This window comes from Pseudarthrobacter linnaei, from assembly GCF_055412825.1.
On record NZ_JBVAYX010000001.1, the window covers coordinates 311,572 to 328,959 of the forward strand.

The following is a 17,388-nucleotide window of genomic DNA, read 5'->3' on the forward strand; positions in this document are numbered from 1 at the left end:
CATGCGCCGGATAGTCGCAGCCAGCCTAAGGTTCAGATCGATCATCATTGCGATGGCGGCTGCCCTGATGATCGTGGGCGGCGCACAACTCAGCAGTGCCTCGGTGGACGTGTTTCCCGAGTTTGCGCCGCCGAAGGTCGAGGTCCAGACAGCGTGCCTGGGACTCACCGCCGCCGAAGTCGAAGAACTGGTCTCTGTTCCCCTGGAAGAGGCCTTCAACGGAATCGACGGCCTCGACCATATGCGGTCGAAGTCGGTCCCCCAGCTCTCGTCGATCGTCTTGGAATTCGAGAACGGCACGGATCTCCTGACGGCCAGGCAACTGGTCTCAGAGCGGATGGCGACTGTCATACCAACCCTCCCCACCTGGGCGGCGCCGCCGCTGATGCTGCAGCCGCTGTCCTCGACCAGCCGTGTCATGAAGATCGGACTGTCCTCGGACACCCGGTCCCTGATCGAGATGTCCATGGTTTCGTACTGGAACATCAGGGCTCATCTGCTCCGGGTCCCGGGGGTGGCAAACGTGGCTATCTGGGGCGAACGCCTCCAGATGCTGCAGGTGCAGGTTGATCCTGCCAGGCTGGCGGCCCACAATGTCACGCTGGAAACGGTAATGACCTCCACAGGTGACGCCCTGGACGCGGGTTTGCTCCAGTATTCCCCGGGCGCCCTGATCGGTACCGGCGGCTCGCTGGATACACCCAGCCAGAGCATGGCCATCCGGCACGTCCAGCCCATCACATCGCCGGAAGAGCTTGCGAAGGTGGCGGTAGCGGACCGTGAGGGCCAGGCCCCGCTGCGGCTCTCTGACGTCGCCAACGTCGTGGAAGACCATCAGCAGCTGATCGGTGACGCGGTCATCAACGGTGGTCCCGGGCTCATGCTGATCGTGGAAAAGCTCCCGTGGGGCAACACGCTCGAAGTGACGCGTGGGGTCGAAGAGGCGATGAAGCAACTCGAACCTGGCCTTACCGGGATCGCGGTGGACACCGCGATCTTCCGGCCAGCGACCTTCATCGAGGAATCCCTGGGCAACCTGGGAGTGGCTCTGTTGCTCGGATGCCTTTTGGTCATCCTGGTACTGAGCGTCTTCCTCTTCCAGTGGCGGACTGCCTTGGTCAGCGTGACGGCCATTCCGTTGTCCCTCATGGCCGCGGCCCTGGTGTTGTATTGGACCGGAGGCACAATCAACACGATGGTGCTTGCGGGGTTGGTGATCGCCGTCGGGGTGGTGGTGGACGATGCCATTATTGACGTCGAAAACATCGTTCGACGGCTCCGGCAGCACCGGGCAAGTGGCGGCACCGAAAGCACGGCCAGGGTGGTGGTCAACGCCTCGCTCGAGGTCCGCGGACCGATTGTGTACGCCACCCTGATTATCGTCGCTGCCACGGTGCCGATTTTCTTCCTTGACGGGCTGACCGGGGCGTTCTTCCGGCCACTGGCCACGTCCTACACCCTCGCGGTGATGGCATCCATGATCGTGGCGCTCACGGTCACCCCGGCGATGGCGTACATCTTCCTCCGGAACGCCAAACTGGAGGATCGCGACCCGCCCCTCGTTAGGGTGCTGAAACGTTGGTACGCCAACGCGCTCCGCCCCATCGTCCGCCGGCCTGTCCCGGGGTACCTTGCCCTGGGTGCTTTGGGTGTCATCGGCATTGTCGCGGCCCCGCTGCTGGGCCAATCGCTACTACCGTCCTTCAAGGAACGGGACTTCCTGATGCACTGGCTCACGCAGCCCGGCACATCCAACTCGGAGGAAGTCCGCGTCAGCGAGCTGGCTTGCAAGGAACTCATGACGATTCCGGGTGTCAACAATTGCGGGGCTCACACCGGGCAGGCATTCAACGCCGACGAGGTGGTGGGCGTCTACTTCGGTGAGAACTGGATCAGCGTCGACCCCGCAGTCGACTACGACGAGACCCTCGCGGCAGTCCAGGAAGTGGTCGACGGCTACCCCGGCATCGTCAGGGACGTCCAGACCTACCTCAAGGAGCGCATCCGTGAGGTCCTGACCGGCACGGGCTACGCCGTCGTCATCCGCGTGTATGGTGACGATCTCGACACACTGAAGAAGGAGGCCGACAAACTCAAGACCATCCTGGCCGGCATTGACGGAGCCATCGGCGCGAAGGTGGCCCTGCAGGCCAACATTCCGCAGATTAACGTCGAGGTGAACCTCGAGGCCGCCAACCGGTACGGCCTCAAACCGGGCGATGTGCGGCGTGCCGCAGCCACTCTCGTCGCCGGCGAAGAAGTGGGCGACATCTACCGGGACGGCAAGGCCTACGACGTCCAGGTGTGGAGCCCGCCGGAAATCCGGACCAGCGTGTCGAGCATCGAGAATCTTCCGCTCGATACGCCGAGCGGGCAGAAGATCCGGTTGGCTGATGTCGCCACGATCGCGGTCAAGCCCACGCCGAACGTCATTGAGCGCTCAGAGGGGTCCCGGCGCATCGACGTCAGTGCCAACGTCAAGGAAGGCGATCTGGCCAAGGTTGTCGAAAAGCTGGAGTCCGAGATGAAGGCGGTTGAGTTCCCGGTCGGCTACGAAGCGGTCGTCCTCGGCGAGTACGCAGAACGCCAGGCCGCCTCCCAGCGGCTCCTGCTCTACTCGATCGGCGCGGTCATCGTGGTCTTCCTGCTGCTTCAGGCGGCGTTCCGCAGTTGGCGGTTGGCGATTCTTGCCATCCTGACGCTGCCGGTGGCCCTCGTGGGCGGGATTATCGCCGCGCATATGAGCGGAGGCATCCTATCCCTGGGGTCGCTGGTTGGCTTCCTGACACTGATGGGCATCGCGGCCCGCAACGGCATCCTGCTCATCAATCACTGCCAGCACCTGGAACAATTCGAGGGTATGCCCTTTGGGCGTGACCTGGTGATGCGGGGCGCCGCCGAGCGCTTGTCGCCGATTCTCATGACCACCCTTGCCACCGCCCTGGCCCTTGTGCCGCTGGTGGTGATGGGGAACATCCCGGGCCATGAGATCGAGCATCCCATGGCGGTGGTGATTCTGGGTGGCCTCGTCACGTCGACGCTGGTCAACCTGTTCATCGTTCCGTCGCTCTACCTGCGGTTCGCCAAGAAGCGTCCGAGGCGTGAGAGTCGGCCCAACCAGCCCCAGCCGGTGCCGGCCGTCTAGCCACCAACCACCCCCTTGAAGGAGGGCTGTGACATGGTCACACCCGGAAAGCGCATCACGGCGTACGGCTCCGCTATCCTGCTGGTGCTGGCCACGCTGACAGTCACGACGGCGGCTACCGCCACAGCCGCTTCGGGTCACAAGGAACTCTGCGGACCCGGCTCGGCGATCGACTTCGATCCTTGGGAATTCCCTGCCTCGCCGCGGATCAACAACAAGTGGTTTCCGCTGAAGCCCGGAATGCAGTACACCACTGACGGCACGGTCACCTCGGCGGACGGAACCAGTGCGCACAAGGTCGTCCACACCGTCACCGGCCTGACCAAGGTTATTGACGGGGTGAACACCCTGGTGATGTGGGACCGGGACTACTCGGACGGCGAGCTGGCTGAATCCGAACTGGCGTTCTTCGCCCAGTCGGACGATAACAACGTCTGGCTTTTCGGCGAGTATCCGGAGGAGTACGAGAACGGCGAATTTGTGGGGGCGCCGAGCACCTTTATCAGCGGGATCGCTACGGCGCAGGCGGGGATCGCCATGCAGGCCCATCCGCGGACCGGCACGCCCGCGTATGTGCAGGCGTATGCCCCCAAAGTCGATTTCCTCGACTGCGGCCAGGTGGTCAAGAAAAACCAGCACGTCTCCGTTCCCACCGGGCGCTACGATGATGTGCTGGTGATCGACGAGTACAACCCGCTGGATCCGCCCACCGCCGGTCACCAGCGGAAGTTCTACTCCGCCGGCACCGGGCTCGTACGGGTCACCGCCGTGGGCGGTGACCAGCAGGAGACCATGGATCTCGTCAAGATCCGCAAGCTCAGCGATGCGCAGCTCAGCAAGGTCAACGATCAGGCGCTGGAACTGGATAAGCGCGCCTATAAGGTCAGCAAGGATGTGTACGCCAAGACGCCTCCCGCCGTCGAGGTAGCTCCCCGGCACCCGGACTGACCTGTCGCCTCCGTCCCCGGCGGCGCACGGAAAGAGCCCCGGCCAGCATGGCTGGCCGGGGCTCTTTTGTGCCCTCAGAGGCCCGGAAACGGCTACTTAACGTCCTCGTCAACCCAGTCCATGGACTTCGTGACGGCCTTCTTCCAGAGGCGCATCTGGCGCTCGCGCTCCGCCTGTTCCATCTGCGGCTCCCAGCGCTTGTCCTCGGACCAGTTGGCCGAGCACTCGCCGAGGTCCTTCCAGAAGCCGACGGCCAGACCGGCGGCGTAGGCGGCACCCAGCGACGTGGTCTCGACAACCTTGGGCCGGATCACCGGAACGCCGAGGATGTCCGCCTGGAATTGCATGAGCGCATCGTTGGCGACCATGCCGCCGTCGACCTTCAGCTCCGTCAGCGGCACACCCGAGTCCGCGTTGACGGCGTCGAGCACCTCGCGGGTCTGGAAAGCGGTGGCCTCCAGCGCCGCCCGCGCAATGTGGTTCTTGTTCACGAAGCGGGTCAGCCCGACAATCGCGCCGCGGGCGTCGGACCGCCAGTACGGGGCGAACAGGCCGGAGAACGCAGGCACGATGTACACGCCGCCGTTGTCCTCCACCGAGGCCGCCAGCGTCTCCACTTCCGCGGCGCTGCTGATCATGCCGAGGTTGTCACGCAGCCATTGCACCAGCGAACCGGTGACAGCGATGGAACCTTCCAGGGCGTAGTGCGGTGCGGCGTCGCCGAGCTTGTAGCCGACCGTCGTCAGCAGGCCGTTCTTGGAGTGGACGATTTCCTCACCGGTGTTGAAGATGAGGAAGCAGCCGGTGCCATAGGTGTTCTTGGCTTCACCGGCGTCGAAGGCGGCCTGGCCGAACGTCGCGGCCTGCTGGTCGCCCAGGATGCCGGCGACCGGGACCTCGCGCAGCAGCTGGGAGGTGTGCACCGTACCGTAGACCTCGGAGGAGGACTTGATGGCCGGCATCATGGAGGCCGGGACGCCGAATACATCCAGGATCTCCTGGTCCCACGAGAGCGTCTCCAGGTCCATGAACAAGGTCCTGGAGGCGTTCGTGACATCCGTGACGTGAACGCCGCCGTCGACCCCGCCGGTGAGGTTCCAGAGCACCCAGCAGTCCGTGTTGCCGAACACCAGGTCCCCGGCCTCAGCCTTGGCGCGGGCACCCTCGACGTTGTCCAGGATCCACTTGATCTTGGTGCCGGAGAAGTAGGTCGCCAGCGGCAGGCCGACCTTCTGCTTGAACCGCTCCGGTCCGCCGTCCTTGGCCAACTCGTCCACGATGGGCTGGGTGCGGGTGTCCTGCCAGACGATCGCGTTGTAGACGGCCTTGCCGGTGGTCTTGTCCCAGACGACCGCGGTTTCACGCTGGTTGGTGATGCCGACGGCGGCGATGTCGTGGCGGGTCAGGTTGGCCTTGGACAACGCGGAGGCGATGACCTCGCGGGTGTTGTTCCAGATCTCGGCGGGGTCGTGCTCCACCCAGCCTGCCTGCGGGAAGATCTGCTCGTGCTCCATCTGCCCCGAGGAGACGATGTGGCCGCTGTGGTCGAACACGATGGCGCGGGTGCTGGTGGTGCCCTGGTCGATGGCGATTACGTACTGGTTCATGTTGACGTCCTTGTCTTGGGCTGGCAGTTGAATGAGTGCGTAGTGGGTGGGTTAGGCGGCTGCGGTGGCGATGATCGGCACTACTGCGGCGACCAGACCGGCGAGGCCACCGCCGATCATCGGCCCGACGATCGGAACCCAGGAGTAGCTCCAGTCGGAGGATCCCTTGCCTTTCATGGGCAGCAGGGCGTGGGCGATGCGGGGGCCGAGGTCACGAGCGGGGTTGATGGCGTAGCCGGTGGGGCCACCGAGGGAGACGCCGATGCCGACAACGAGCAGTGCCACAGCGAGCGGGCCAAGCCCCGAGGGTGTCCCGCCGAAGGTCAGGATGACGAAGACGAGCACAAAGGTGCCGATGATCTCCGTGATCAGGTTCCACGGGGCCGAACGGATGGCCGGACCGGTTGAGAACACTGCCAGCTGGCTGGCGGGCTCCGGCTCGGCGTCGAAGTGCTGCTTGTAAGCCAGCCACATCACCACGGCGCCGAGGAAGGCACCGAGCAGTTCACCGCCAAAGTACGTGAAGGTGGAGGCGAAGTCGACCGGGACGCCCGGTGCATACTCCTTGTTGCCCTTGAGCAGCAGGCCGAAGGTCACCGCGGGATTCAGATGGGCCCCGGACATGGCGGCAACGTAAACGCCGGAGAAGACGGCGATGCCCCATCCCCAGGTGACCATCAGGAACCCGCCGTTGTTGCCCTTGGTGCCTTTGAGTGCAACGTTTGCCACAACGCCGCAACCCAGCAGGGTCAGCATTGCGGTACCGAATACTTCGGACAGGAAAACTATTCCAAGAGACATCTTTGACTCCTCTATTTTCTGTTGTCAGCCCCTCGCGAGTTTGAAGGGCTGTTGGGCCGGCAACGTGTTGGCGCTGCCGGCCGGCCACTGCGCCGGTCCCCCAGTGGACCACGCAGTCCTTGCGCCCGGACGTCCCCCGTCCGGGCGCCGAGGTCTTTCAGGAGACCAGGCTGTGGACCTGGACGCCGTGGAACCGCTTGAGCACCTCCTGAGCGTGGATGATTTCGGAGGACCTCGTCGCCATGTCCCAACCCAACGGCCCGGAGAGGATGTCGGCAACCTCGTTCAGCAGCTCGCCGGTCACCAGCCCCCGGAAAGCGAGGGAGGTGCGGCGGATCAGCACGTCGATCAGGTGCCCGACCTGCTCGTTCCGGGCCATGAACTCCAGTTCGCGGACGCTGAGTTCCCGGGTGGAGTGCAGGATCCGGTCGGGGGCTGCTCCCGGGGCGGCATCGAGGAAGCCGATGACTTCCGCGGCGCGGGTGCCGTAGCGGGTCAGCAGTCCGGCCGTGCGGTCCGCGTCGCGTCCGGCGGCCATGTGCGCCTTGATCCAGCGCTGCACACCGTCCTCGCTGTCCGGGAAGCCGGCGCCGCCGCCGATGGCGAGTTTCGCCGTCGAGACCTTCCGCTCCATCCCGAGCTCGGCGAGCACGTCGTTGCTCAGGTGTTCGGCGAGGGCCCGGAAAGTGGTCCACTTTCCGCCGACGAGGCTGAGCACGACGGCGCCGCCGTCGCCCAGCCCTGCTGTGGCACCGGCGCGACGTTCGATCCTGTAGTCACGACTGACGAAGCCGGGCTGGGTGGCGTCGTGCCTGGGCAGCGGGCGGACACCGGAGAAGGTGTAAACGATCTGCTCCCGGTCCACGGAAATGTCCGGGAAGACGTGGCCGATCAGGTCAAAGAAGTAGTCGATCTCCGCCTCGGTGCACACGGCGTCCTCAGCCATGTCGGCGTCGACGTCTGTGGTTCCCACCAGGACCCGGTCCCCCATCGGGTAGATCAGCACGATCCGGCCGTCGGTGTGTTCGAAGAAGATCTCGCGGCCATTGCAGGCGGCCAGCAGCTCCGGGTGGTCCAGCACAATGTGCGATCCCTTGGTGCCGCCCATGAACTTTGATGCCGCACCCATCGCCTGGTTGGTCTGGTCGACCCAGGCGCCGGTGGTGTTGACGATGACGTCCGCGGAGAAGTCGAACAGTTCACCGGTGAGCTCGTCGCGGAGTTTCACGGTGCTTCCGGTTCGCCCGGTTCCTGCGCCGTCCCGGACGGAGACGAGGGAGAGATAGTTGCTGGCGCGGGCGTCACTGGCGCCCGCGGCGCCGGCCTTCTCACCGTCCTGGAGCACGTCCAGAGTCAGTCGCTCAGGGTTGTGGACGGAGGCATCAAAATAAGTGGCGGCATACTTGATCCCCGGGTGCAGGCGCGGGAGTTCCGCCAGTGCGCGCTTGCGCCCGCGGAACTCGTGGCGGGGGACGGTGCCGCCGTCACGGGAGAAGAAGTCGTACATGCTCAGGCCGAGCTTGATCAGGAAGGCCCCGCGTTCCTTGGGGGCGCCCTGCTGCTTGTGGGTCAGGAAACGCAGCGGAGCGGAGAGGATGCCGGAGAAGGTGCTGAAGATGGGGATGGTGGTCTGCAACGGCTTGACGTAGTGCGGGGCGATGCGCAGCAGCCGGTTCCGTTCCACCACCGATTCCTGGACCAGGCGGAACTCGCCGTTCTCGAGGTAGCGGATGCCGCCATGGATCATGTGCGAGGAGGCTCCGCTGGCCCCCTGGCAGTAATCACCGCGCTCCACGAGGGCGACATCCACACCCTGCAGGGCCAGGTCCCGGAACGTGCCCACTCCGTTGATGCCGCCGCCGATGATCAGCACCTGGGCGTGGGGCCGCGTCCGCAGCTTTTGCACCGATGCTCGCTCGCCGGCCGACGCCTGGTTGCGGGCTGAATCCTTCTGTCCCAAGAACTGCTCCTCTGGGTTTAGTCCTGTGCGGCGCGCCAGGTGGCGCGCCGCCGTTCAACACTATTCTTTGGACTAATGGAAAATGGAGTCAAGCACTATGCACAAACGTGCAGAACGGAAATGGGATGACGCCCTCACGCAGCTCCGACGCCCTACGCGCGGCCCAGTTGTATTACCTGCAGGACCTGACCATGGACGCGATCGCCCGCGAGCTCCGCACGTCGCGGTCCACCGTGTCCCGGCTGCTTTCCTCAGCCCGGGAATCGGGGCTGGTCCAGATCCAGATCCGCAGTCCGCTGGACACGGGCCCCGAACTGGCAAGCATGATCCGCGCCGAATACAGGGTCGATGTGCACGTCGTTCCGGTGGTGGACACGCTGAATGAGGCGGAAACACTGGACCGCGTGGCGATGCAGGCCGCGCGCACCATCGGCCCGCTGGTCGACTCCAACGCCATCATCGGCGTCGCATGGGGCTCCACCCTGAGCGCCGTCAGCCGGCACCTGACCCGGAAGATCACCCACGACACAGTGATCGTCCAGCTCAACGGGGCGGGCAACATGCAAACCACGGGCATCACGTACGCCTCCGACATCATGCGGCGCTTTGGCAGCGCCTACGGGGCGCGGGTGGAACAATTCCCGGTCCCGGCGTTCTTCGACCACGCCGCGACGAAAAGGGCCATGTGGAATGAGCGCAGTGTGCAACGGATCCTTGAACTGCAGGCCCGCATGAGCATCGCCATTTTCGGCGTCGGCTCGGTCGACGCCGACTACCCCAGCCACGTCTACGCGGGCGGCTACCTCGACGAAGACGACCTGTCGGTGCTGGCCTCCTCCGATGTCGTGGGCGATGTGGCCACCGTCTTCTTCCGGGCCGACGGCTCCTCGGACGGCATCACCCTCAACGAACGCTCCACCGGCCCGGACCTGGCGCAGTTGCGCCAGGTACGCCGTCGGATCTGTGTCGTGTCCGGCGCCTCCAAGATCAACGGCCTGCGCGGCGCCCTTGCCGCGGGGCTGGCCACCGACCTGATCCTCGACGAGGCCAGCGCACGGCGGCTGGTCAGCTTCGACGGCTTGTCCTGAACCGGCCCGCCGTGGGCAGTCCCGCCGGCGGAGTCGGTAAAGTCGATGCTATGAAACCCTCGCCGCGCCTCAGCCTCAACAACGGAGTACTGATCGACCAGGTGGGGTTCGGACTCTACAAGGTGCCCCCCGCGGACGCCGCCGGACTTGTGACCATGGCACTGGAGACCGGCTACCGGCACTTCGACACCGCCGCCATGTACGGCAACGAGACTGGCGTTGGCCGCGGCATTGGCTCGCTGTCAGGTTTTGTGAGCCCCGACGACGCCCGCGGCGGTTCCGGTGAGTCCTTCCCCTCGCTCTCGCGCGAGGACCTGTTCGTCACCACCAAGCTCTGGAACGACGACCATGGCTACGACGCCACCCTGCGCGCCTTCGACACGTCCATGTCCAACCTCGGACTGGAATACGTGGATCTGTACCTGATCCACTGGCCATGTCCGCAGCGCGGGCTGTATCCCGAGAGCTACCGCGCCATGGAGACGCTGTACCGGGAAGGCAAGGCGCGGGCCATCGGGGTCTCGAATTTCCAGCCGGCCCACCTGGACCGCCTGCTGCAGACCGCGGAAGTCGTCCCGGCCGTCAACCAGATCGAACTGCATCCCTGGCTCCAGCAGGAGCAGCTGCGCACCCTGCACGGGGAGCTCGGCATCACCACCGAGGCGTGGAGCCCGCTGGGCCGCGGTCGGGTCCTGCAGGATCCGGTGGTGCTGGACCTCGCCGCCGCGCTCGGCAGGACCCCGGCGCAGATCATCCTCCGCTGGCATGTCCAGCTGGGCAATGTCACCATCCCAAAGGCGAGCTCCTACGCCCGGATCAAGGAAAACCTGAATGTCTTCGGCTTCAGCCTCGACAACGCCGCCATGGACGCACTGGCCGGTCTGGAACGTGGCTTCCGCACCGGCTCCCACCCGGACTCAGTCAACTAGGACCCATCGAATGGAACACGTGGCCACCGAGCCTTCCCCCACCACTCCCCTGTTCAGCGCCGGGCTCGAGGCCCGCACCCATGGCTCCGAGGTGGTCCTGGCCGGCACCAGGGTCGCGTACTGGAGCTACGAGCCGGTCCGGGTGACGCCGGAAACCCGGACCATCCTGGTCATCCACGGCTTCCGGGGCGACCACCATGGCCTGCTCCGGGTGGCCGACCAGCTCCCCGAGATGCGGCTGATCATGCCGGACCTCCCCGGTTTCGGCAGCTCTGCCGCCTTTGTCGGTGCCGAACACAGCGTCGAGCGCTACGGCCGGTTCGTCTCCGACTTTATGGGCGCCCTGGGTCTGGGGCCCGACACGGTCCTGCTGGGCCACTCCTTTGGCTCCATTGTCGCGGGCCACTTCGTGGCGGCGCACCCCGGCACGGTCTCCGAGCTGATCCTGGTCAACCCGATCGCCGCCCCCGCCCTGGAGGGGCCCAAGGGGCTCATGACCAAGCTCGCCGTCCTGTACTACGAGGCCGCCGCGCGCCTTCCCCGCCGCCTGGGGCAGGGACTGTTGCGCAGCCAGCTGATCGTCCGGGTCATGAGCGAGACGATGGCGAAGACCCGGGACAAGCAGCTCCGCCGTTTTGTGCATGCCCAGCACAGCGCCTATTTCTCCGCGTTTGCGGACCGGGAGAGCCTGCTGGAGGCGTTCAAGGCCTCGGTCGGCAGCAACGTGGCGGAAGTGGCCGGCCGCCTGACGCTTCCCGTGCTGCTGATCGCCGGGGAAAAGGACGAGATCGCCGCACTGACGGACCAGCGCACCCTGCTGGCCCTGCTGCCGGACGCGCACCTCGACGTGATCCCGGGCGTCGGCCACCTGATCCACTACGAAACCCCGGAACCCGCCGCGGGCTTCATCCGCCGCTTCCTGAAGGACCATTCCGCGTGAAAATCCTCATCGATGCCCGCTTCACCCGGCTGGACCACCATGACGGCATCAGCCGCTACGGTTCCAGCCTGATCGAGGCGACAGCAAAAATCGCCGATGTTTCCATGCTGGTCAGCGACGCCCGCCAGCTGGCCCTGCTTCCCGATGTGCCGTACACCCTGATCAACAGCCCCCTGTCCCCGGCCGAGCTGTTCGTCGCGGGCAGGGTCAATAAGCTCGGCGCCGACGTGGTGGTGTGTCCGATGCAGACCATGGGCAGCTGGGGCCGGAAGTACGCCCTGGTGCTGACCCTGCATGACCTGATCTACTACGAACACCCGGCACCTCCCGGTTTCCTGCCGGCCCCGGTCCGGGTCCTCTGGCGGCTGTACCACAGGGCGTTTTGGCCGCAGCGACTCCTGCTGAACCGGGCCGACGTCGTTGCCACCATCAGTTCCACGACCGCCGCGCTGATCTCGAAGTACCGGCTCACCCGGCGCCCCGTCAGGATTGTCGGCAACGCCCCGCAGCACGGCCATACGCCGCGGGACCCCGGGGCGGGAGCGGACAAGACGCTGCTGTACATGGGTTCCTTCATGCCGTACAAGAACGTGGAGACCATGATCCGGGGCATGGCGGAGCTCCCGGACATGACCCTGCACCTACTCAGCCGGATCACCCCCGATCGCCGGGCCGAACTCGAAGCCCTGGCGCCGGCGGGCGCCGCCATCGTCTTCCACAACGGCGTCACCGACGCCGAGTACGAGGCCATGCTGGGACGCACCACGGCCCTGATCAGCCTGTCCCGGGCGGAGGGCTACGGACTGCCCCTCGTTGAAGCCATGTCGCACGGCACGCCCGTGATCGCCAGCGACATTCCGATCTTCCGCGAAGTGGGCGGCGACGCCGTTAGCTACGTCCACCCTGATTCCCCGGCGGAGTTCGCCGCTGCGGTCCGGGCGCTTGAGGAACCGGACCTGTGGAAGGCCCGATCCCGCCGCTCGGTGGAACGCGCCGCGGACTTCAGCTGGGACGAGTCCGCCCGCAGGCTGCTGGAAGTCGCCGAAGAGGCTATGGCGCTACGCGCACACCGCTCGGGCCTGTAATTGTTACCCCGGCTGGTGTCAGCCTCGAAAGCGACTGGCGGCGCCGTCTGAGTCCGCCGGAAATTCCCGCCAGGTCCGCATTGGCGAAAGGACAATCGGGACAACAGAGGCGCCGGCGAGCAGGGCCCAGAACCAGAGCACGGGTAGGGCACCTATCCATGCGGCCAGCGCGCCCCCGGTGAGGCTGGCGAGCGGCATGACTCCAAGGACAAAGAGGCGGCTGCTCGCCATTACGGTTCCTAGCCTGTGGGCCGGAGCGATGCGCGGCACGATGCCGGCTCCTGCCACCGAGATGACCACGACGAGGAATGCCCACCCGAATGTGGACGCGCCGAGCCAGATCGCCGGGAACCACGGCAGGACAGCCGCGAGGGGCGTCAGCGCGACAATAGGGACGCAGGCGACGCCGGCCAAAATCCTGGTCCTCCCGATGCCCAGCTGCTTCAGAACGGCCGGCGCAGCGAAGGAGGCCGCCAAGCCGCCCAGAGCGGCGAAGCTGCCAAGCAGCGCGAAGACAGCGGGGCTGAGCCCCAGGACGCCGAGGGCGTAGACCGCCGTGGCGGCGCTGCCGAACATGGTGGCCGCGTTCAGGACCATGCCGGACAGGAAGAGACCCCTGAGAACCGGTTGGTGGATGGTAAAGGACAACCCGGCCCGTGCCGCCGGCCAGAACCCCTCGTGCTGCCGGAGAGGTTTGACGTCCTCACCGACCTGGAGGCTTGCGAGGGTCAGTGCGGATAGGACGTAGGAGATCCCTGCCGTCACCAGGGCGAACGGTGCAGCGATGACACTGAGCAGCGCCGCCGTCAGGGACGGGGAGCCGACGGCGACCATGCTGGCGGCCGATTGCAGCCGGGCGTGGGCGTCGCTGACCTGCTCCCGGTCCACCACGGAAGCGACGAAGGCCCCATGGGCGGTGGTAAACACGACATCCGCGACGCTGATCAGCGCCACGCAAACCAGCAGGTGCCCGATCGTCATCGCCCCTGTCACGAAGGCCGCCGGAACGCTCAGGACGACCAGCGCCCGGAACACGTCCGCGGCGATCATCAGCCATCGTCGGCGAAGCCTGTCCACCCAGACACCGATCGGGACGCCCAGGATTAGGAAGGCACTCAGGCCCAGGGCGTTGATGACTCCCACCTCCAGGGCGCCAGCACCAAGCATCGAGACCGCAATGATCGGGATCACGACGCGACTTGCTTCGTCGCCCACACCCTCGAACGCGCTGGACATCCACAGCTTCCTAAACGCCACCAGCCGCATCAGTGGAGTCTTGTCGGCCGGCCGGCTCCTGGGTGCTGCAACTGGCTGTAAGGTCACGCCTGACAATCTGTCAGGATCCTCCTGACATGTCAACTAGACTGAACATCGTCAGCCAACGTACTGAAGGAGAACGCCGTGGAAGACGAACTGCCACCTGAAAGCCCAATGATGTGCAGCTTCTGTGCAGGGTCAGCCAGCAGTACGCGTCGACTGGTGGCAGGTCCGGGTGTTGCCATCTGCGAGGACTGCGCCACGTCATCCATAAAACTCTTGAGCGGCACCGACAGCTCACGGGCAGAGGCCCCCTGGGCGAGAATAACTGATGAAGAACTGCTCGCCCACCTGCCGGAAATTTCCGCAGTCGCCGCGCAAGTCGAAGAGCGGCTGCGCGCCTGGGTGGGGACCGCCCGGCAAAGAAGTATCAGCTGGGCGCGCATTGGCGCTGCATTAGGCATGACCCGCCAGTCGGCGTGGGAACGCTTCCGGTCCCCGGCTGCTGCTGCCTCAGCCGACACACCCTGAGCCTGCTGCCCGCGTCGTCCGCGGACGCCTCTGCACGTTCAACTGGCACTGTGGTCCGGTGGGATTCAGCCAGGACGACTGTCATGAGACAGCAGCAGGCTTCTGGCCGCTCAGTCACATTGGACTAAAAAGTACTCCGGGAACGAGCCCTCGGGGGCGGTGGCCAGGGCGAAGCCTCCGGGTCTGCGGCAGGGAATCCGTGCCCGGCCGTATCGAGGTACCAGTGCGGGAAGGGGTCCGCGGGCAGTTCCAGGTAGGGATCCCTGTCTGGTTCCGGGGGCAGGTCCCGGTCGGGATCCCCGGCCCGGCCCGGGGAGGGATACTTGGTAGGAGCCCAGCCCGGATAAGGTCCTGGGTCCGGGGGCAAATCCTGGCCCGGTCCGTCGTCCGCGGGCGGGCAGGGACGGGTTGTTACAGCCCGGGAAGGGGCACCGGCCGTCGCGCAGCCGGAGCCATTGGCGCATCGCCTTCGGGATCCGGTAGCTGGTCCGGCCGATTTCCAGCGGGGCACCGTCCCGCGGGTCGGTCAGGACCCGGTGGAAGGACTCCGCGCCGTCGGCGACCAGCGCCCGGGCCATGGACGGCGGGATCGGCCCGTACCCGTCCAGCATCGCCGGTTCCTCACCGGCACCCAGCAGCGAGAGGACCGGGACGGTGATCAGGACCTGCGCCCGCGGGACCGGCACACCCGGGCACCCGCCGTTGCCATCGGCGTCGGTGCCGGTGCCCAGCAGCCAGGTGGCGGCGACGTCGGCGCGGAGCTGGGTCAGGGTCCGGGGCTCGGCCGGGCCCTGGAGGGCGCGGGCGGCGGCGGTGGTCCGCTCCCAGATCCCCGCGGCGGTGCCGGCCGGGAGGTAGGCGGAGAGCCAGGCCATCCCGTCCCGGTCCGGGGCGAATTCAACCCGCCGGTCCTTNCGGGGCTCGGCCGGGCCCTGGAGGGCGCGGGCGGCGGCGGTGGTCCGCTCCCAGATCCCCGCAGCGGTGCCGGCCGGGAGGTAGGCGGGAGCCAGGCCATCCCGTCCCGGTCCGGAGCGAATTCAACCCGCCGGTCCTTGGCGCTCCTGGTGTGGCGTTGTTCGATGCTGACCGGGTGGTGGCGTTCGCGCCAGGTGCGTGATTTCGTGCGGAACCGTCCCGGGACGAGTTCCCCGGCGGGGCAGCCGCGGGCCGGGTTGGGGACCTTGGGGTCCAGGAAATGCGCCTCCAGCGCGGCCGCCCCGGCCGGGTCCAGGTCGGTGGTTTCCTCCACCATGATCCGGGCGTGGGCCCAGGAGATCGACCCGGCCTGCAGCGCGTTCAGGGTCAGCGGCAGCGACGCCGTCAGCACCTGGCACTCACCCAGCAGGAATCCCGGCGGTGTGTTCACTGACGGTCAGGACACACGCGAGCTCCGCGACCAACGCCATCTCCCGGACGGTGCGGTCCCGCACGGACGCGGCCGGGGACGCCAGCGCCCTCGTGGCCTCCGCGTAGTCCGCGGTCAGCCGCACCTTCAACGCCGCGCTCCGGGCCTCCAGCCGCGCCAACTCCCCAAGCCCGTCCAGGCACGCATCCGCCAGATCCCGCAACGGATCAGCCCACAGCGGACCAGACCCGGCCTCCAGGGACGGACCGGCCTCCAGAAGCGGACCGTCGTCCCCGGACGAATCAACGCGCGCCGGACCAGCATGGCCCGCCCCGGACTGATCAGCATTGCCCGCCGGGGCGCTGGTGAGGGCCGCAAGCGCAGCAACCGACGCCGCGACAGCCGCCAGCACCTCCCTGCCCTCCGCACTCCAGACCATTCCGAGATCCATAAACCCATCACATCACGAGCCACCGACATTAAACGATGGACTGCGTTGGCAGGCGGAGACGGCACCGACCACGTCTCTGAGCTGTGGAGTTCAGCGCTTCGTGACGGCATACTGTCATTGCGCGGTGTCGGTCAACGGGACTTTGAGTTGTCCTGCCTCGCATAGGTGTTGCATAGCTTTGAGGCGGTTAGGTTACGCGACAACGATCGGAGCGGCTCGTCCGCTTTTGCCCATAGTTCTTGCGCTCTACTACCGCCGGGCAATACCGTCGCGACAAGCGGTTGCAAACCACAAGCGGAGGGCGCTTCATGCTAAAGCAAGTCGCTGAGGGCGTCCTCATTCACGAGAGCGAGTTCATCCAGAGTAACTCCGTTGTCGTGCAGGGCCGGGCCGGTGTATTGCTCATCGACCCCGGCATAACGGCCGACGAAATGGCCGCACTCGCGAACGACCTTAGCGAGTCGGGCCAGCCCGTCGTGGCAGGCTTTTCGACGCATTCTGATTGGGACCACGTGCTCTGGCAAGCGACTTTCGGCGACGTGCCCCGTTACGGTACAGCCCGCTGCGCGGCCTCCATCCACGGTCTGCTCTCGCACACGGACTGGAAGGCCCGAGTCGCCGTCGGGCTACCGCCGGAATTCGCCGAGGATATCCCGATGGATCTGCTCGGTCTCATTACCGGTCTGCCCGCCGAAGCTGCGCAGATTCCTTGGGATGGCCCCAAAGTCCGCATCATCGAGCATCAGGTCCATGCCCCAGGCCATGCCGCCCTGCTCATCGAGGAGCGCGGCGTCCTCATCGCCGGCGACATGCTTTCCGACATCCTGATGCCGTTCCTCGATCTAGAGGCCGCGAATCCGATCGAGGACTACCTCGCCGCGCTGCTGCTGTTCGAGACCGTGGCCGAGGACGTTGTTGCCGTCATCCCCGGGCACGGCTCAGTCGGCGGAGCTGAGCAGCTACGAGCACGAATCAAGCAGGATCGCGCCTACGTGCGGGGCCTGCGGGACGGCGGTGTTCCCGACGACCCGCGGGTCGGTCCATCGGCCACGTTAGATTGGCTGCCCGACGTGCATAAATGGCAACTACAGCGGCTCGCCCGGAGAGCGCAGAACGAGACACCCGGATAAGCCGTCGGGCACCGGTCTGCGGGTCTCCTGACCCGAGCGTGCCCGGTTTCCCACGCGATTCCCGAAACTATGTCCCGCAAGATTCTGATGGAATCGGTTTATTCACGACCCGCAGAGTCACCGGCGGCCCCAGCCCCTGAACAGCGTTTGTCGCAAAACACGGATGTCCGG

The 17,388-nt window shown here is 66.2% G+C and carries 12 protein-coding genes and 1 pseudogene; 8 read left to right on the plus strand and 5 right to left on the minus strand.

Going from position 1 to position 17,388, the window contains the following annotated elements:
* The first annotated feature begins 1 nt into the window (after window position 1).
* On the plus strand, window positions 2-3,145 hold the full coding sequence (locus ACZYZ3_RS01465) for an efflux RND transporter permease subunit (RefSeq protein WP_463962089.1): 3,144 nt from the start codon (window positions 2-4) through the stop codon (window positions 3,143-3,145).
* Between the two features lie 33 nt (window positions 3,146-3,178).
* Window positions 3,179-4,093, plus strand: a complete 915-nt coding sequence (locus ACZYZ3_RS01470; protein WP_463962090.1) for a hypothetical protein — start codon at window positions 3,179-3,181, stop codon at window positions 4,091-4,093.
* Window positions 4,094-4,185: 92 nt separating this feature from the next.
* Here ACZYZ3_RS01470 and glpK read toward each other — a convergent pair whose 3' ends face one another.
* The 3 genes from glpK to ACZYZ3_RS01485 form a co-directional block, all read right to left on the minus strand.
* Window positions 4,186-5,700, minus strand: a complete 1,515-nt coding sequence (glpK, locus tag ACZYZ3_RS01475) for a glycerol kinase GlpK (RefSeq protein ID WP_463962091.1) — start codon at window positions 5,698-5,700, stop codon at window positions 4,186-4,188.
* Between the two features lie 51 nt (window positions 5,701-5,751).
* On the minus strand, window positions 5,752-6,501 hold the full coding sequence (locus tag ACZYZ3_RS01480) for an MIP/aquaporin family protein (RefSeq protein ID WP_463962092.1): 750 nt from the start codon (window positions 6,499-6,501) through the stop codon (window positions 5,752-5,754).
* 157 nt (window positions 6,502-6,658) lie between these two features.
* The gene (locus ACZYZ3_RS01485) at window positions 6,659-8,461 is read right to left on the minus strand and encodes a glycerol-3-phosphate dehydrogenase/oxidase (RefSeq protein ID WP_463962093.1); all 1,803 of its coding nucleotides are present in this window, start codon (window positions 8,459-8,461) and stop codon (window positions 6,659-6,661) included.
* A 125-nt stretch (window positions 8,462-8,586) separates the two neighbouring features.
* On the opposite strand from ACZYZ3_RS01485, the gene ACZYZ3_RS01490 reads away from it, so the two are divergent.
* Genes ACZYZ3_RS01490 through ACZYZ3_RS01505 form a run of 4 tightly spaced genes read left to right on the plus strand, consistent with a single transcriptional unit; the run spans window position 8,587 to window position 12,503 of the window.
* Window positions 8,587-9,549 carry a sugar-binding transcriptional regulator gene (locus ACZYZ3_RS01490; protein ID WP_463962094.1) on the plus strand — a complete coding sequence of 321 codons (963 nt, stop codon included), beginning with the start codon at window positions 8,587-8,589 and terminating at the stop codon, window positions 9,547-9,549.
* Between the two features lie 50 nt (window positions 9,550-9,599).
* Entirely contained in the window at window positions 9,600-10,478 is an 879-nt protein-coding gene (locus ACZYZ3_RS01495; protein ID WP_463962095.1) for an aldo/keto reductase, read from the plus strand.
* A 10-nt stretch (window positions 10,479-10,488) separates the two neighbouring features.
* Window positions 10,489-11,418: an alpha/beta fold hydrolase gene (locus ACZYZ3_RS01500; protein WP_463962096.1), complete on the plus strand. Its 930-nt coding sequence runs from the start codon at window positions 10,489-10,491 to the stop codon at window positions 11,416-11,418.
* A complete protein-coding gene (locus tag ACZYZ3_RS01505; protein ID WP_463962097.1) occupies window positions 11,415-12,503 on the plus strand; it encodes a glycosyltransferase family 4 protein in 1,089 nt (362 codons plus the stop codon). Before ACZYZ3_RS01500 ends, ACZYZ3_RS01505 begins: the two co-directional genes overlap by 4 nt.
* Before the next feature lie 18 nt (window positions 12,504-12,521).
* On the opposite strand, the gene ACZYZ3_RS01510 is transcribed toward ACZYZ3_RS01505, so the two are convergent.
* Complete coding sequence (locus tag ACZYZ3_RS01510) at window positions 12,522-13,826, minus strand: MFS transporter (RefSeq protein ID WP_463962098.1); 1,305 nt, start codon at window positions 13,824-13,826, stop codon at window positions 12,522-12,524.
* A 78-nt stretch (window positions 13,827-13,904) separates the two neighbouring features.
* On the opposite strand from ACZYZ3_RS01510, the gene ACZYZ3_RS01515 reads away from it, so the two are divergent.
* Complete coding sequence (locus ACZYZ3_RS01515) at window positions 13,905-14,291, plus strand: ClpX C4-type zinc finger protein (RefSeq protein ID WP_463962099.1); 387 nt, start codon at window positions 13,905-13,907, stop codon at window positions 14,289-14,291.
* A 398-nt stretch (window positions 14,292-14,689) separates the two neighbouring features.
* On the opposite strand, the pseudogene ACZYZ3_RS01520 reads toward ACZYZ3_RS01515, so the two are convergent.
* A pseudogene (locus ACZYZ3_RS01520) lies at window positions 14,690-16,075 on the minus strand (DUF222 domain-containing protein); the annotation flags it as partial.
* A gap of 320 nt (window positions 16,076-16,395) precedes the next feature.
* Between ACZYZ3_RS01520 and ACZYZ3_RS01525 the strand changes: the two are divergent.
* Window positions 16,396-17,217, plus strand: coding sequence for an MBL fold metallo-hydrolase (locus ACZYZ3_RS01525; RefSeq protein WP_463962100.1), 822 nt, complete (start codon window positions 16,396-16,398; stop codon window positions 17,215-17,217).
* Window positions 17,218-17,388: the final 171 nt, after the last annotated feature.